The sequence below is a fragment of the Pseudomonas mandelii genome (assembly GCF_002251635.1).
GTDB classification, from domain to species: domain Bacteria; phylum Pseudomonadota; class Gammaproteobacteria; order Pseudomonadales; family Pseudomonadaceae; genus Aquipseudomonas; species Aquipseudomonas mandelii_B.
The window spans coordinates 21,355-36,147 of record NZ_NMOJ01000013.1 but is presented as its reverse complement, the minus strand read 5'-3'; the positions used below and the strand labels follow the sequence as shown (position 1 = coordinate 36,147).

Below are 14,793 nucleotides of genomic sequence, written 5' to 3'. Positions count from 1 at the left end.
GTGTTCATCGAGCCTTCGTCCCTCGCACAAGCCGGTGACACCTTCAAGCTGCAGCTCAACGGCGCAACGGTGGCCTCATTCCCCGTGATGGCGGGTGAAGAAGACACGCGTGCGACTGTTTACGTGCAGACCCGGCACTGGACGGACGGGCTCAATACGCTCGATTGCTTGCTTGATCGCGCAGGCACCGAGATCGACGCTTCGGCGCCGTTGCAAGTGTTATTCCATGCGCAGCGCCCCGGCCTCGTGGATCAGTTTCCTGGCGAGGAAGGTCATTCGGAGCTATCGATTGAAGTCGAGTCAGAAGTGCTGGATCAAGGCGTGGACCCTGAGCGGGCGAGCGAAGGCGTTATCGTCACGCTGTCCTATCCGTTGATGAGGACGTTTGACCAGATTCGGCTCGATTGCAATTCCATTGTGCTCAACCACACGGTGACCCAGCCTGAAGTCGATCAGGGTTGGCTTGAGATGACGGTCGACGAAGCGACATTTGTTGCGGCTGGCGATAATCCGCGTTTTCGCATCAATTACACAGTGATCGATCGCGTAGGTAACGGGCCGGATGTCAACAGCCCGTACTCGGCCAGTCTGTATCTGTACGTCAACCTGAAGGGCACGTGGTATGACCCACCGATCGTCAGTGAAGACCCCGCCGATGCCGAAGACGATCCCGATACCATCGAGCTTGAAAAACTCGCGGGCAAACCGGCCACGGCACAGGTTTACGTGCCGCGCGGTTGGTTGAAAGACGACGAAATCCACCTCACTTGCCGCTTCCGCAGCACCGACGGATCGGAACCGGAAGACGTGTTGACGCTCATTGAAACAATCAAGAATGTCCCTTTCATGTATTCGCTGTCCGTTCCATACGATCGATTCGCCCGAGTTGCGGGCGGGACTGCCGTGTTCAGTTACACCCGCATGAGTCAGGGCAATAGGCTTGATCGTTCCATTGCGTTGAAGGTCGACGTCAAAGGCAAGGCTGTCTCCTTGCTGCAACCGCCAACGCTGGTGGGGGCGGGCACTCCACTGGACCCACTGGACTTTGTTGATGGCGTGACCGCTCGTGTGGAATTTCTTGACGATGTTCCCGGTGATCAGGCCCGACTGTTGGCCGAAGGTACACCCGGTCTTGGCTCGCCGACGTTCGCCGCCATAGCCTTCAACAAAAACCATCGGGCGAACTTTCTGCTCAAGCCACAGATGTTGATGGCCAATCATGGTGCGGTCATGAGCCTGTCCTGGGCGTTGCTCCGCGATACTGCGGCGCAAGCCAGTGATTCACTGGATGTGACGATCAATCGAATAAATGACAAGGATCCGCGCCTGCCAAAGCCGTCGATCCCTCAAGCCCTCGGCAATAAGGTGCTGGATCTCGGCTCGTTTGCGGGCCCAGTGCAGGCGCAATGCGCGCCATGGCCCGGGATAGGACTTGGGCAATTGCGTTGGTTTCGCCTGCACGGTGTTGATGTAAATGGCAACGAGTACGTCATCCCTATCGCTCAGGGCGCACCTGTCACGAATGTTGAGATAGGCGGGCTGGACAACACGGTGCCACGGGATCTGCTGCTGAAGTTCAAGCCCGGAAGCCAGCTGCAAATGGTGTTGAAAGTGGGGTTCGACGGCAAGGACGATGAAAGCGCTGCCGTGGTGTTTGCCACGCAGGAACTGACAGTATTGAACCTGCCCGCTCAGCCTCTGGAGGACTTTGACGGTGCGCCCACCCAAACGGTGCGGCACGGCGGTGTCATTGATCTGTCCAGCATGCGGATCACGTTCAAGTCGGGAGAAGGCGAGGTTGCCGTCACCCCCCGCACTGAAATTGGCGAATCGTTTCCCGGACAGGTAGAAAACCAGGTGCTGAGCATCGGTCGCGAAGCGTTTGGCGCAGCGGCGGTGAACGTGGAATTGAAACTCAAGAACAGTTACTCACGGATCAGTTTCTGGCACGTCAGCTCCAATTACGACAACAGCACCGTGTCGTATTACACCGCCGCTGGAGCCTTGCTGGGCACACAGAAACTGGGGACATCATACGGTGGTCCGGTGAATGTTTCGTTTGATGCACCGGGTATCGCTCGGCTGGATTTTCACTGCCCTACGCCGGACTGGTTCTCACTCGATAATTTCAGAGTGGCTGATTAGTGTGGGGCCGAAACGGAACAGACTTGGTTATCGGTGAGTGAGCGCGCAAATCCTGTGTACGCGGTTTTCCTGATAGAACCGGCTGCCTGGTTTTACGACTGCTTCGCAGCCTCGCGCTGCTCGGCAGCTGTTACAAGGGGGTTAGCCTGGCACTTCGGTGGAGGGAATCAACCCGACCCCTGCCACTTGCATCCGCTCGATCGCCGCCGCCAGCGAGCCGTCCAGATCAATCGCGCGGCACGCATCCATTACCACAAACGCATTGAACCCCGCCGCCCGCGCATCCAGCGCCGAGAACATCACGCAGAAATCCAGTGCCAGTCCGACCAGGTAAACGGTGTCGATGCCACGTTCTTTCAGATAGCCGGCCAGCCCGGTGGTGGTCGTGCGATCCGCTTCCAGAAACGCCGAATAACTGTCGATGTCCGGGTTACAGCCTTTGCGGATGATCAGTTGTGCGTGGGGCAGGTCCAGATCCTTGTGCAACCCGGCCCCGTCTGTCGCTCGAACACAATGATCCGGCCACAGTATTTGCGGGCCGTAAGGCAGCTCGATGACCTCGTAAGGCTTGCGGCCGGGATGGCTTGAAGCAAACGAGGCGTGGCCGGGCGGGTGCCAGTCCTGGGCGATGATGACCTGTTTGAACTGGCCACCGAGGCGGTTGATCAAGGGCACGATCAGGTCGCCCTCAGGCACCGGCAGTTGGCCGCCGGGGATGAAGTCGTTCTGTACGTCGATGACCAGCAAGGCTGTGCGAGAAGGGTTTGGCATGGGTAGGTTCCTCCTTGGAAAAACAGACGCCAAGCATAGGACAACTTCGCTCACACGCTAAGTCGACTTCGCAACAACTTCGCCATGCCTTCCAGTTCCGCTGCCGGGTTATGCCCGATCAGCATCCACGCATGTTCCATGTCTGCCCAATACACCACATTCATCCTGTGTCGAATTTCATGGGCGAAATGCCGGCTGCCACTGTTGGAGCGCTTGGCGCACAAGGCAATCGGACCATGTGCCGGGTCCAGATAAGTAATCTGCGCGATCGGCATGCCGTCGTATTCGAGGATCTGCGCGCGCTTCAATTCGGACCGTGGCAGGGCCAGTTGCGCAGGCGTCAGGCTCAGGCCCAGGCGCGCGTCGATTGTTCGCAGTTGCGCCCGTTGTGAGGCTTCATCTTCGGGCAAATGTTCCAGGGTTTGCGGCACGTACAGCGACATATAGTCGGCGACCAGGCCCCGCCAGTTGCTCTTTTCCTGGCTCAATTGCCAGGCAAGGAACAATCGATCCGCCACCACGCCGCTCACCACCAGGCTCGCCGCAGCGGCGAGGAACCAGCGTCGATTCATGGCAGGGCGTTCGGGCGAAGGCAGGGTGTCGAGCATCGATTGCAAGCGGTCGACGGGCGCTTGTTGGGCCAGTTCGTCGTAGGCTTCCTTGAACGGCAGGCTGCTGCGGGCCAGCCATTGCAGGCGCAAGTTGAGTGTCGAGTCTTCGGCGACGGCTGCGTCGATGCGGGTGCGCTGGTCGGCGTCGAGCTGATCGTCGAGGTACGCCACCAGTTGCTCGTCCGAAGGTATCGCGCGCTCGTTCATCGACGTTCTCCCGTGAAAGGGTTCGGCACTGTGTGCAGTGGCGGATATTCGGCCAGTTTCACCCGTGCGGCGGCGAGGCGGCTCATGACGGTGCCGATGGGCACTTGCAGCACCTCGGCGACTTCGCGATACGACAGGCCTTCAACGTATGCCAGGTACACCGTTTCACGCTGGGCCTCGGGCAGTGCGTCGACGCGGCGGATGACCTGGGCGGCGAGCACATGGGTCTGCGCCACGGATTCTCCGTCAAACGACAACTGGCTATCGGCATCGACCAGGCCCTGACCCTGGCGCACCCGTCGGGAGCGCACTTCGTTGAGCCAGATCGAATGCAGAATGCTCAACAACCAGCGGTCCATGCGAGTGCCAGGGACAAACTGCCCGGCACGTTCAAGTGCCCGAACGCAGGTGGCTTGCACCAGGTCTTCGGCCACATGCCGTTGCCGGGACAGCAACAGGCCGTAACGCCATAAACGCGCCAAATGCTGGCCCAGTTCTGTTCGTATTGCCTGATCGCTGGCGATGGCGACCTCCGTCTGTCCGGTGTGTCAGGTTTTCGATGAATCGTTGATGGCTTCGGCCAGGTCCTGATATTCCTCACACGTGCTGCCACAGATCGATTTGATCTGCTGCAATTGCTCTTGCGCCAGGTCCAGCCGACCTTTGATCACGTAAGCCTCGCCGAGGTATTCACGCACTTGCGCATACTGCGGGTCGAGTTTGACCGATTGCAGGTAATAACCGATGCCTTCGTCGGTACGCCCCAGTTTACGCGTGGCATAGCCGCGGTAGTTCAGGGCCTTGGCCGTGTTCGGATTCTTGAGCGTATCGAGCAGGGCCAGGGCTTCTTCGTAGCGACCGTCCTTGGCCAGGCGGTAGGCGTAATCGGTGCGGTCGGCGTCCGGGACCAGGCTGCTGGTCTGCATGACGCACTTCTGCGACTTGGTGTCGAACACCTGGCCTTTGGGGCAGTTGGGTTTGGCCGGGGCGTCATCTTCGCCATTGGCCAGGGCCAGTGAACCGGACAACGCAACGGCGAGCAACAGCGGGGTGGTGAAAAGAGCAAAACGGATAGTCATGGAAAATGCTCGGCGAGTTGATTCGATTCAGTGTAAACCACGCCCCGGCAGCATGCGGCGGCCTCAAGGGCAATTCTCATGGGGCGTTGATTGGAGAACACCGCAGGGTGAACAATTATTCATTTCTTTGGCGGGGAAAGCGCAAATCGAGGCGCTATGCTCGACAGCATTCGTTGTCGATCGGGAGCACTGCCATGAAAGATCAGGTCCATCATTCTGCCGCAGCGGGCTACAAATCGGGGGCCGACGCCTACGTTCGCGGCCGCCCGGACTATCCGCCGCAAGTGGCCGAGTGGCTGAGCGATACCCTGGGATTGAACGCGGACAAAACCGTGATCGATCTGGGCGCGGGCACCGGTAAATTCACCGGGCGCCTGGTCGCGACCGGCGCGCAGGTGATTGCCGTGGAACCGGTGCCGCAGATGCTTGAGAGGTTGTCCGACGCGTTCCCCGATGTGTTGGCGGTGAGCGGCACCGCCACGGATTTGCCACTGCCGGATGCTTCAGTGGACGTGGTGGTCTGCGCCCAAGCCTTTCACTGGTTTGCCAGCACCGAAGCGCTGACCGAAATCGCCCGGGTCCTCAAGCCCGGCGGCAAGCTGGGCCTGGTGTGGAACCTGCGCGATACCAAAGTGAGTTGGGTGCCGAAACTGGATGCGATCGTCAACGCGCTGGAAGGCGATACGCCGCGCTACTACACGGGAGCCTGGCGTCAGGCCTTTCCTCATCCGGCGTTCAGGCCGTTGCAGGTCCGGCATTTCAGCCATGGGCACACGGGCGCGCCGGAGGATGTGATCTTCAATCGCGTGCGCTCGACCAGTTTTATTGCGGCGTTGCCCGAGGAGCAGCGGCAAAAGGTCGATGAACAGATGCGGGCGTTGATTGCCGCGGAGCCTGAGCTGCGCGGCAAGGATGTGGTGACCGTGCCTTATGAAACCGTGGCGTTTGTGGCGGTGAAGGGCAGTTAGATCGGCGGTGCGGCCCATCGCGAGTAGGCCAGCCCAGACCCACGGGATTCTGAAGCCAGTCNNNGGCCAGCCCAGACCCACGGGATTCTGAAGCCAGTCCCGCTTTTGGCCGAACCACTGCCTTACTCCCCCACGCAATGCCTTGTTATAGTCCGGTCCTCATTTTTGCCCGGTAAAAGGATCACTGCCATGTCTCAGTACACCGCGTTCACCGTCGAACTGGCCGATAAAATNGCCCATGTGCAGATCAACCGCCCGGAAAAGATCAATGCGATGAACGCGGCGTTCTGGACCGAAATCATCGACATCTTCCAATGGGTCGAAGACACCGACGCCGTCCGCGCCGTGGTGCTCAGCGGCGCCGGCAAGCATTTTTCCTCGGGCATCGACTTGATGATGCTTGCCTCGGTGGCCAACGAGTTCGGCAAGGACGTAGGCCGCAATGCACGCCTGCTGCGCCGCAAGATCCTGGAACTGCAAGCGTCCTTCAACGCCGTCGATAACTGCCGCAAGCCGGTGCTGGCGGCGATTCAGGGCTATTGCCTGGGCGGCGCCATCGACCTGATTGCCGCCTGCGACATGCGCTACGCCGCCGAGGATGCGCAATTTTCCATCAAGGAAATCGACATCGGCATGGCCGCTGACGTCGGCACCTTGCAACGCCTGCCGCGCATTGTCGGCGACGGTATGTTGCGTGAACTGGCTTACACTGGTCGCACCTTTGGCGCCGAGGAAGCGCGCAACATCGGTCTGGTCAATCGCGTTTACAGCGACAATGCCAGCCTGTTGGACGGGGTGATGGGCATTGCCCGGGAAATCGCCAGCAAGTCGCCGATTGCGGTCACCGGCACCAAAGCGATGATCAGCTACATGCGCGACCACACGGTCAATGATGGTTTGGAATACGTTGCCACCTGGAACTCGGCTATGNTGCAATCCAACGATTTGCGCGTGGCCATGGCCGCCCACATGAGCAAACAGAAACCCGAATTTCTGGACTGATTAAAAATGACTTCACGCTGGACCACCGCTGTACTGGACACCGATCAACCCGGCGGCTGGGCCGTGGCTCGCAGCCCCGAAGGCTTTCTGTATGACACCAACGGCCCGCTGTTTCCCAGGGAATGGCTCAAGCGCCAGGACCTGTCGATCCTGGCCGAACATGGCATCGGTCACCTGGATGGCGAACCGGTCTATCTGCTGGAACTGCGTAGCCACAGCGAAGTGCCGGGCTGCAACTGGAAAGGCCTGCGGGCGTTCATGCTCGACGGCGATCACACGGTGTACAAGGTGCTCGGTTATGCCGCACAGATCGGCACCTGGTACCGCGAGCATCGCTTTTGTGGAAATTGCGGGCAGGCGGCGACGCAAGTTCCCCGTGAGCGAGCGATGTACTGCGAACCGTGTGATTTGCGTTATTACCCGCGCATCTCGCCGAGCATGATTGTGCTGGTGACCCGGGGCGATGAGGTGCTGTTGGCCCGTTCGCCACGCTTCGTGACCGGGGTCTACAGCACGTTGGCGGGGTTTGCCGAGCCGGGTGAATCCGCTGAAGACTGCCTGATTCGCGAAGTACGCGAAGAAGTGCAGGTGGAGGTCAAGAATATCCAGTACATGGGCAGCCAGTGCTGGCCGTTCCCGCATTCGATGATGCTCGGTTTTCACGCCGAGTACGCCGGTGGCGAGATTGTCTGTCAGGAAGACGAGATCGAAGACGCGCAGTGGTTCAACATCCACGACCTGCCGCCGTTGCCGGCGTCACGCTCGATTGCGCGCTACCTGATCGACCTCTACCTGGCTCGGCGCTTAGGCCACGCTGAACCAGTGCTGCCAGGCTAGGCGCACGGTCAGGCCGAGCACCACGGTGATGAACACCGGGCGAATGAACTTCGCGCCGCCGCTGATGGCGGTGCGAGCCCCGAAGAATGCGCCGACCATCACCGACAGCCCCATGCTCAGGCCGATGATCCAGTCCACCGAACCGTTGAAGATGAACACCGACAGCGCCGCCGCGTTGCTGACGAAGTTCATGCTGCGCGCCACGCCGCTGGCTTTGACCAGGTCGATCGGGTGCAGCAGCATCGTGCTCACCGTCCAGAACGCGCCGGTGCCGGGCCCGGCCACGCCATCGTAGAAGCCCAGGCCGAAGCCTTGGGTCGATTGCCACTTCTTCTTGATCGGCGCATCGCTGTCCAGCGGCGCTTTTGGAGTGCCGCCGAACANCAGGTACACACCGCAACCGAACACGATTACCGGGAGCATTTTGTTCAGGGTTTCGGCGGGCAGGTAGTGGGCGACCACGGCACCGGTCAGCGCACCGACCAGCGTACCGACGATGGCGTGCACCCACTGCCGGGGATGGAACAGCTTGCGGCGGTAGAAGGTAAAACTGGCGGTGGCGGAGCCGAAGGTCGAACTCAGCTTGTTGGTGCCCAGCACCAGGTGCGGCGGCANGCCGGCGGTCAGCAGGGCCGGCGTGGTGAGCAGGCCGCCGCCGCCGGCGATGGCGTCGATGAAACCGGCGATAAAGGCAACGACGGCGAGAATGGCGAGGGTGGTCAGGTCAACGCTGAGTTCGAAAGGCATGGAAATCGGCTTATTCGGCGGGGTGCAGCAAAGGGGCTGCGGGGAAGGGCCGATATCTTACCTAGATCCAAACATTGCGGCGAGCCGTCTGACCTCATCGCGAGCAGGCGTCATCCCTGACAACACATCACTTTGGCTGCGGTCCAACACCACAAAATCCCTGTAGGAGCCGGCTTGCTGGCGAAGCGGTTTGTCAGTAAACGATGATGTCGACTGGATGACCGCTATCGCCAGCAAGCCGGCTCCTACAGTGGGATATGTGTTTACAAGCCTAGATCGGACAGGCTCGGGTGATCATCCGGGCGGCGACCCAGCGGCCAGTGGAACTTGCGCTCGTTTTCCTTGATAGGCAGGTCGTTGATGCAGGCAAAACGATTCGCCATCAAGCCGTTCTCGTCGAATTCCCAGTTCTCATTGCCATAGGACCGGAACCAGTTGCCGGAGTCGTCGTGCCACTCATAGGCATAACGCACGGCGATGCGGTTGCCGGTAAACGCCCACAACTCCTTGATCAGCCGATAGTCCAGCTCCTTGGCCCATTTGCGGGTCAGGAAACCTTTGGCTTCTTCGCGGTTGTAGGCGAACTCGGCGCGGTTNCGCCACTGCGTGTCCGGCGTATAAGCCAGCGACACCCGCTGCGGGTCCCGGGAATTCCAGCCGTCTTCGGCCAGGCGGACTTTCTCGATGGCGGANTCACGGGTAAACGGCGGCAATGGCGGACGAACTTCGGCGTTAGACATTTATAGTCTCCCTTTCAAGTTAAAGTTCCAGCAAGTTGTCAGGCTTGGTTCAAGTGTTACAGGTCCAATAACTTTCGCGCCATGCATTGCGCATTATCGGCGGCACTGTGATCACCCATCACAAGCGCTACGGTAATGGCGCCGTCAATCAGGATCAGCAGCTGTTTGGCCAGCATCTCCGGGTCGGTAGCGCCATGTTCGGTGCAGAGCTCGCGCACGTAGTCGAGCAGCTTCTGTTTATGGTCTTTGGCAACCAGGCGAACCGGGTCTAGCGGGTCGCCGGTTTCACCGCTGGTATTGATGAACGCGCAGCCCCGGAAGCCTTCAGAGGCGAACCAGGCCTTGAGCACGGTAAACAGGTTGAGCAGGCGGTCGGCCGGGGTTTCAGCCTGGTCGACTTCACTTCGGTACCACTTCATCCAGCGCACGTCGCGGCGTTGCAGGGCGGCGACGGTCAGCTCCTCCTTGTTGGCGAAGTAGCGGTAGATACTTTTTCTGGAAACGCCGGCGGTTTTCACCAGAAGATCCATTCCGGTGGCGGCGATGCCACTTTTGTAGATCAACTTTTCGGTGACATCCAGAATGATGTCGCGTGTGTCGTTGCTGGTAAGTTCGTTCATGTGGCGAACAGTAGAACGATCGTTCTCCTTGGTCAACAAGTTTTTAGAAAGATCTATTGTGGCGAGGGGACTTGCCCCCGTTGGGCTGCGAAGCGGCCCCCAACGTTCCTTCAGTCACACCTTGCTGGCAGGCTTGCGACTGCTTCGCACTCGAACGGGGGCAAGCCCCCTCGCCACACATGGTGTAAGCTCTCGGGCTATTCGGAATTGACCCATTGCGAGCCCTATGCCGTCGCTTTTCAAACGCTCTCTGCTGCCTAAACTGCGCAGTTTTCCGCTGACCGCCGATGCCGTCACCATTCTTTCCGGCGCTGCCGAGTTCCGTCGTTGCCTGCTGGAAAAAATCGCCAGTGCCACCCAACGCATTTATATCGTTGCGCTGTACTTGCAACAGGACGAGGCCGGTCAGGAAATCCTTGATGCCTTGCACGCCGCCAAACTGGCGCGTCCGGNGCTGGACGTTGTGGTGGTGGTCGATTCATTGCGTGCCCAGCGCGGCTTGATCGGTGCCGGCAAGCAGCCGGGCAACAGCGCCTGGTACCAGGCNACGACTCGCACCCACGAAAGTGTTGTGCCGGTGTACGGCGTGCCGGTGCAGACTCGCGAGTTGTTTGGCGTGCTGCATTTGAAAGGCTTTGTGATCGACGACAGTGTGCTGTACAGCGGCGCCAGCCTGAACAACGTGTACCTGCACAAGTTCGACAAGTACCGTTTTGACCGCTATCACCTGATGCAGAACCACGCGCTGGCCGATTCCATGCAGCACCTGGTGGAGCACGGGCTGGTAGCGTCCAAGGCCGTGCACCGCCTGGACTTGCCGAACCCGCCGACCACCCGCAGCCTGCGCAACGATATCGGCGACCTGCGCAGCCGCCTNAAGCACGCGGCGTATGACACCACGGCCGGCAGCACGGTGAAGGGTGGCTTGTCGGTGAGTCCGTTGCTCGGTGTAGGCAAGAACAACCCNTTGAGCCGAGTGATTTGCGAGTTGATCGCCAGCGCCCAGCATCAGCTGACCATCTGCACGCCGTATTTCAACCTGCCATTGGCGGTGACCCGGGAAATCAACCGGGCCCTGGGGCGCGGCGTGAAAATCGACATCGTGGTCGGCGACAAGACCGCGAACGACTTCTTCATCCCGCCGAGTGAGCCGTTCAAGGTGATCGCCGCGCTGCCGTACCTTTACGAGATCAGCCTGCGGCGCTTTGCCAAACGCCATCAACACAGCATCGACAGTGGCAAGCTGAACCTGCATTTGTGGAAGGACGGCGACAACACCTATCACCTCAAAGGCATGTGGATCGACAAGCGCTACACCTTGCTGACCGGTAATAACCTCAACCCACGGGCGTTCCGCCTCGATCTTGAGAACGCGTTGCTGATCGACGACCCGAAAGGCGAACTGCTGGAGCCGCGCAGTAAAGAACTGGGCGAGATTTTCCACAACACCACGCGCATCCAGCGATATCAGGATCTGGAAACGCTGCTGGAATACCCGGCAGCGGTGGCCAAGTTCCTCAAGCGTGTCAGTCGGGTGCGGATCGAGCGGTTGCTCTATCGTATTTTGTAAGGCTCAGTGCTGCCGAGGCTGTGGCCACAATGCCACCAGCAGCAACAGCGCAGCGGCAACCAGGTAGGGCAGGCGCGGTTCGATGTCGTAGATCAGCGTCGCCGCCAGCGGTCCGATGACCACGCCAAAGCCCTGCGCGGCACCAATCGAACCGGCGGTGGCGCCTTGTTCCGAGGCGTCGACCGCGTTGGCCGCCAATGCGGCGAACGACGGAAAGATCAGCCCCATCCCGCCCGCCGAGACGAAAAAGCACAGCCATAAACCCCACGCGGCATCCGCCAGGATGCTGCCGGCAAAGCCCACGGCCGCCACCAGTGCGCCCGCGCGAATCAGCCGTAGCGGCGGCCATTCGAGCCGCCGCACCACCAGTTGCGAACAGATCAGCGCGAAACCGACCATGGTCAGGGCGATGCCAGCGGTTTGCGCGGCATCGGCCGGGTTCATGCCGAGTCGGTCGAGGGCGAAGAAGCCGACGGTGATCTGCGCAATCGACACACAGAGCATCGCCACAAACGCGACGGCCATTGGGCGGCGCAATCGTGGATCGTTCAGATGAACCTTGCGCGGCGCTTGCCGCAGGTGCAGTTCCTGACCCTTGAGCTTGTAGTGCAGCACCACAAACGCCAGCAACGGCAGGATCGCCATGGCATAGAACGGCAAGCTCAGACTGAAGCGCGACAACAACGCCGCAATCGCCGGGCCGATCACCAGGCCGCAGGCGTTGGCCGCGCCAAGGGCCGCCATGGCTTTAGCGCGGTGTTGCGGCTCGATGTTGTCGGCGATCAGCGCGTTGCCGCCCACCGGAATCGCGGCATAGAACACGCCGATCAGGCCGCGACCGATCATCAACCCGATAAACCCCAACAGCGCCGACGGCAGAAAACGCAACGAGGCATCGATGAACAGGCACAAGGCCCAGTAGGCGAGGGTGAAGCCGGCTGTGGCGATCAACAGAATCCGTCGTCGGCCATAGCGGTCACTGGCCTGACCCCAGGGGCGGGCGAGCAACATCCAGATCACCCCGGACACCGTGACCGCCGCGCCGGCCTGCCAGGTGGCCAGGCCTAACACCCGGGCGATCGGCCCGATCAGGGAGACGAACGCCATCATCGACATGGAACAAGCCATGTTGGCGACCATGAGTGGGCGCAGGTCGAAGGCAGGGGTGGTCATGGTGAGTCTTCCGTGAGCTTTTGTTATTGGCGGGGGATGTTAGCGCGGGTTATGTGCAAGGCAGGAGGAATATCGGTGGCAGTGATAATGCCTTCGCGAGCAAGCTCGCTCCCACAGGGTTATGTGTCAAACATGGGGCCCGAACAGACGCTAGAAAATCCTCAGTTCAAACCAAGTTTCCCACGCAAAGTGGACAAATCCTCGGCCAAGGTATTGACCGGACCCACCAGGGCCTTGCGGTCGGTTTCCTTGACCTTGTCGTAGGTCTCGTAGCCACCATCCTTGGTTTTGTACTTGGCCAGGATTTTGTCCACGGTGGCGAAGTTCTTGTCGACCTTGGCCAGGAAGGCCTTGTCTTGCTTCTCGAGCTGGCCACGGAACAGGTCGACGATTTTCTTCGCGCCGTCGATGTTGCCCTGGAAGTCATACAGGTCGGTGTGGCTGTAGCGGTCTTCTTCACCGGAGATCTTGGTGGCGGCGACTTCTTCCAGCAATGCTGCGGCACCGCCGACNACTTTCTCCGGCGGGAAGGTCAGGCCGGCGACGCGGGTTTGCAGGTCTTTGACGTCTTTGTTCAAGCCATCGGCCAGTTCATCGAGACCCTGGGTGCTGTTTTCCGAGAACAGCACGTACTCGATGCGGTGGAAGCCGGTGAAGTCTTCGGCGGTCACGCCTTTTTCGTGGTCATCAACGCGTGAGTCGATCGAGGCATCGAGGTCGCTGAACAGCTCGGCTATCGGCTCGATGGACTCATAGTGCACGCGGGTTGGCGCGTAGAGCTTCTTGGCAGTGGCCAAGTCTCCTTTTTTCACTGCATCGGTGAACTGCTGTGTGTGGCTGGCCAGCTCATCCAGTTGCTCGGTGACGTAGATTTTGTAATCCGAAATCGGCTGCACCAACTCCAGCGGCGCCGTCGCCGCGAAAGCCGACAGCGGGGTATTGAGCAAGCCTAGGGTCAGCAATAACGCGAGTGGCGACTTTTTCATGGGACGGTTCCGTGTGGGGGTTGTTCAGGTGTTCGTTTTGGGTGAGGTAGCGTCAAGCAGCGAGCGACCGATGAAATCCTTGGGGCCCGCCACCCCTGGCAGGGTGAAGAAGTACCCGCCGCCGACCGGCTTGAGGTATTCCTCCAGGGGCTCGCCGTTGAGGCGGGTTTGCACGCTGATAAAGCCTTTCTCCAGGTCAGCCTGGTAGCAGATGAACAACAGCCCCATGTCCAGCTGACCGTTTTTGTTGACGCCGTTGGAGTAGTTGAACGGCCGACGCAGGATCAGGTTGGCCTGAGTCTGCGGGGTGCGTGGGTTGGCCAGGCGGATGTGGGCATCGAGCTTGGTCAACTTGCCTTCCGGGTCTTTGGCGTAGTCCGGGACCTGGGTTTCATGGTCGCCGCCCATCGGCGCGCCGGTGGCTTTGATGCGGCCGAGAATGCTTTCCTGTTCTTGCAGCGGAGTACGGTCCCAGCGCTCGACAAAGTTGCGGATGATCCGCACGGCCTGATAGCTGCCGTTGGCGGTCCAGGCNGGTTCGTCGCTGCCCGGTTGCACCCAGACGATGCTGTCCATGGCCTTGGCGTTGTTGGAATCCGGGTTCGCCGAGCCGTCGCGAAAACCGAGGAAATTGCGCGCGCTCTGCGCCGGCACACCGGGTTTCGCNGGGGCCTGGGGCGGTACGCTGCCTTCCTGCTTCCAGCGCACCAGCAGCAGGTCCGGCAGGTTCTTCACGATGTCGCGCAGGGCGTGGATATTGGTGTCCGGCGTGTTGGCGCAAAACTGCAGACTCAGGTCGCCGTGGCAGCAATCGGCTTCCAGTGCATCGTTGGGAAAACCGACCATGCGGATTAGGCGTTTCGGTTTGGCAGCGGCGAGGCCGAAGCGCTCGTCGAACAGCGACTCACCCACCGAGACGGTGATGGTCAGGTTGTCCGGCGTGACCACCGGGCCGAGGATGCCCGAATCCACCGGCGGCAGTTTCGGATCGACTTGCGCCACCGGGCCGCCCTGCATCAGGAACCCGATGCGCTCGTTCAACGTGCGGAACAGGCGCTCCAGGTCCTCGCGGTCGCTGGCCAGCACATCAAACGCTACGAGCATGCCGCAGGCCGGGCGCGGAGTGACGATGCCGCTCTGGTGCTTGCCGTGGAACGCGTGGCGGTCTTCGGTCTTGTCGCTGCTCGGCGCTTCGGTGACTTGCGCGGGGCTTGCAGCCATCGCCGGGCAGCTCAGTGCGGAGCCTGCCAGCGCGACACCGGCGGCGCCCATGCCCATCAGTACCCGGCGACGCTGGAGGTTAAAGTGTTCTGAATCGTTCATCGGTTTGAGTCTTC

Annotated in this window: 15 protein-coding genes; 5 read left to right on the top strand and 10 right to left on the bottom strand. The window is 60.5% G+C overall.

What is annotated here, in order from left to right:
- Positions 1-2,145: a hypothetical protein gene (locus B7L09_RS02395; protein WP_141213418.1), complete on the top strand. Its 2,145-nt coding sequence runs from the start codon at positions 1-3 to the stop codon at positions 2,143-2,145.
- A gap of 141 nt (positions 2,146-2,286) precedes the next feature.
- Here B7L09_RS02395 and pncA read toward each other — a convergent pair whose 3' ends face one another.
- The 4 genes from pncA to B7L09_RS02375 form a co-directional block, all read right to left on the bottom strand.
- Positions 2,287-2,916 (bottom strand): bifunctional nicotinamidase/pyrazinamidase, encoded by a 630-nt coding sequence (pncA, locus tag B7L09_RS02390; protein WP_094467560.1) that lies wholly within the window; start codon positions 2,914-2,916, stop codon positions 2,287-2,289.
- 50 nt (positions 2,917-2,966) lie between these two features.
- Positions 2,967-3,734: an anti-sigma factor family protein gene (locus B7L09_RS02385; RefSeq protein WP_094467559.1), complete on the bottom strand. Its 768-nt coding sequence runs from the start codon at positions 3,732-3,734 to the stop codon at positions 2,967-2,969.
- The gene (locus B7L09_RS02380) at positions 3,731-4,216 is read right to left on the bottom strand and encodes an RNA polymerase sigma factor (protein WP_255141626.1); all 486 of its coding nucleotides are present in this window, start codon (positions 4,214-4,216) and stop codon (positions 3,731-3,733) included. The genes B7L09_RS02385 and B7L09_RS02380 overlap by 4 nt, the downstream gene beginning before the upstream one ends.
- Before the next feature lie 66 nt (positions 4,217-4,282).
- Complete coding sequence (locus B7L09_RS02375; protein WP_094467557.1) at positions 4,283-4,813, bottom strand: tetratricopeptide repeat protein; 531 nt, start codon at positions 4,811-4,813, stop codon at positions 4,283-4,285.
- A gap of 194 nt (positions 4,814-5,007) precedes the next feature.
- Between B7L09_RS02375 and B7L09_RS02370 the strand changes: the two genes are divergently transcribed.
- The 3 genes from B7L09_RS02370 (at position 5,008) to nudC (ending at position 7,620) form a co-directional block, all read left to right on the top strand.
- Positions 5,008-5,781 carry a class I SAM-dependent methyltransferase gene (locus B7L09_RS02370; RefSeq protein WP_094467556.1) on the top strand — a complete coding sequence of 258 codons (774 nt, stop codon included), beginning with the start codon at positions 5,008-5,010 and terminating at the stop codon, positions 5,779-5,781.
- A gap of 189 nt (positions 5,782-5,970) precedes the next feature.
- Complete coding sequence (locus B7L09_RS02365) at positions 5,971-6,783, top strand: crotonase/enoyl-CoA hydratase family protein (protein ID WP_094467555.1); 813 nt, start codon at positions 5,971-5,973, stop codon at positions 6,781-6,783.
- A 6-nt stretch (positions 6,784-6,789) separates the two neighbouring features.
- Complete coding sequence (gene nudC / locus B7L09_RS02360; protein WP_094467554.1) at positions 6,790-7,620, top strand: NAD(+) diphosphatase; 831 nt, start codon at positions 6,790-6,792, stop codon at positions 7,618-7,620.
- Here nudC and B7L09_RS02355 read toward each other — a convergent pair.
- From B7L09_RS02355 to B7L09_RS02345, 3 genes are all read right to left on the bottom strand, one after another.
- The gene (locus B7L09_RS02355; RefSeq protein WP_094467553.1) at positions 7,588-8,367 is read right to left on the bottom strand and encodes a TSUP family transporter; all 780 of its coding nucleotides are present in this window, start codon (positions 8,365-8,367) and stop codon (positions 7,588-7,590) included. The genes nudC and B7L09_RS02355 overlap by 33 nt on opposite strands.
- 263 nt (positions 8,368-8,630) lie before the next feature.
- A complete protein-coding gene (locus B7L09_RS02350; protein ID WP_094467552.1) occupies positions 8,631-9,107 on the bottom strand; it encodes a nuclear transport factor 2 family protein in 477 nt (158 codons plus the stop codon).
- 56 nt (positions 9,108-9,163) lie between these two features.
- Positions 9,164-9,727, bottom strand: coding sequence for a TetR/AcrR family transcriptional regulator (locus B7L09_RS02345; RefSeq protein WP_094467551.1), 564 nt, complete (start codon positions 9,725-9,727; stop codon positions 9,164-9,166).
- A 226-nt stretch (positions 9,728-9,953) separates the two neighbouring features.
- Between B7L09_RS02345 and pssA the strand changes: the two genes are divergently transcribed.
- Entirely contained in the window at positions 9,954-11,297 is a 1,344-nt protein-coding gene (pssA, locus tag B7L09_RS02340; protein ID WP_094467550.1) for a CDP-diacylglycerol--serine O-phosphatidyltransferase, read from the top strand.
- A 3-nt stretch (positions 11,298-11,300) separates the two neighbouring features.
- On the opposite strand, the gene B7L09_RS02335 is transcribed toward pssA, so the two are convergent.
- The 3 genes from B7L09_RS02335 to efeB form a co-directional block, all read right to left on the bottom strand.
- Positions 11,301-12,470 carry an MFS transporter gene (locus tag B7L09_RS02335; RefSeq protein WP_094467549.1) on the bottom strand — a complete coding sequence of 390 codons (1,170 nt, stop codon included), beginning with the start codon at positions 12,468-12,470 and terminating at the stop codon, positions 11,301-11,303.
- Between the two features lie 161 nt (positions 12,471-12,631).
- A complete protein-coding gene (gene efeO, locus B7L09_RS02330; protein ID WP_094467548.1) occupies positions 12,632-13,456 on the bottom strand; it encodes an iron uptake system protein EfeO in 825 nt (274 codons plus the stop codon).
- A 24-nt stretch (positions 13,457-13,480) separates the two neighbouring features.
- Positions 13,481-14,779 carry an iron uptake transporter deferrochelatase/peroxidase subunit gene (efeB, locus tag B7L09_RS02325; protein WP_094467547.1) on the bottom strand — a complete coding sequence of 433 codons (1,299 nt, stop codon included), beginning with the start codon at positions 14,777-14,779 and terminating at the stop codon, positions 13,481-13,483.
- Between the last annotated feature and the right edge of the window lie 14 nt (positions 14,780-14,793).

Coding starts and splice junctions, on each gene's coding strand:
- pncA (WP_094467560.1), bottom strand. CDS start 2,916: ATGCCAAACCCTTCTCGCACAGCCTTGCTGGTCATCGACGTACAGAAC.
- B7L09_RS02385 (WP_094467559.1), bottom strand. CDS start 3,734: ATGAACGAGCGCGCGATACCTTCGGACGAGCAACTGGTGGCGTACCTC.
- B7L09_RS02375 (WP_094467557.1), bottom strand. CDS start 4,813: ATGACTATCCGTTTTGCTCTTTTCACCACCCCGCTGTTGCTCGCCGTT.
- B7L09_RS02370 (WP_094467556.1), top strand. CDS start 5,008: ATGAAAGATCAGGTCCATCATTCTGCCGCAGCGGGCTACAAATCGGGG.
- nudC (WP_094467554.1), top strand. CDS start 6,790: ATGACTTCACGCTGGACCACCGCTGTACTGGACACCGATCAACCCGGC.
- B7L09_RS02345 (WP_094467551.1), bottom strand. CDS start 9,727: ATGAACGAACTTACCAGCAACGACACACGCGACATCATTCTGGATGTC.
- B7L09_RS02335 (WP_094467549.1), bottom strand. CDS start 12,470: ATGACCACCCCTGCCTTCGACCTGCGCCCACTCATGGTCGCCAACATG.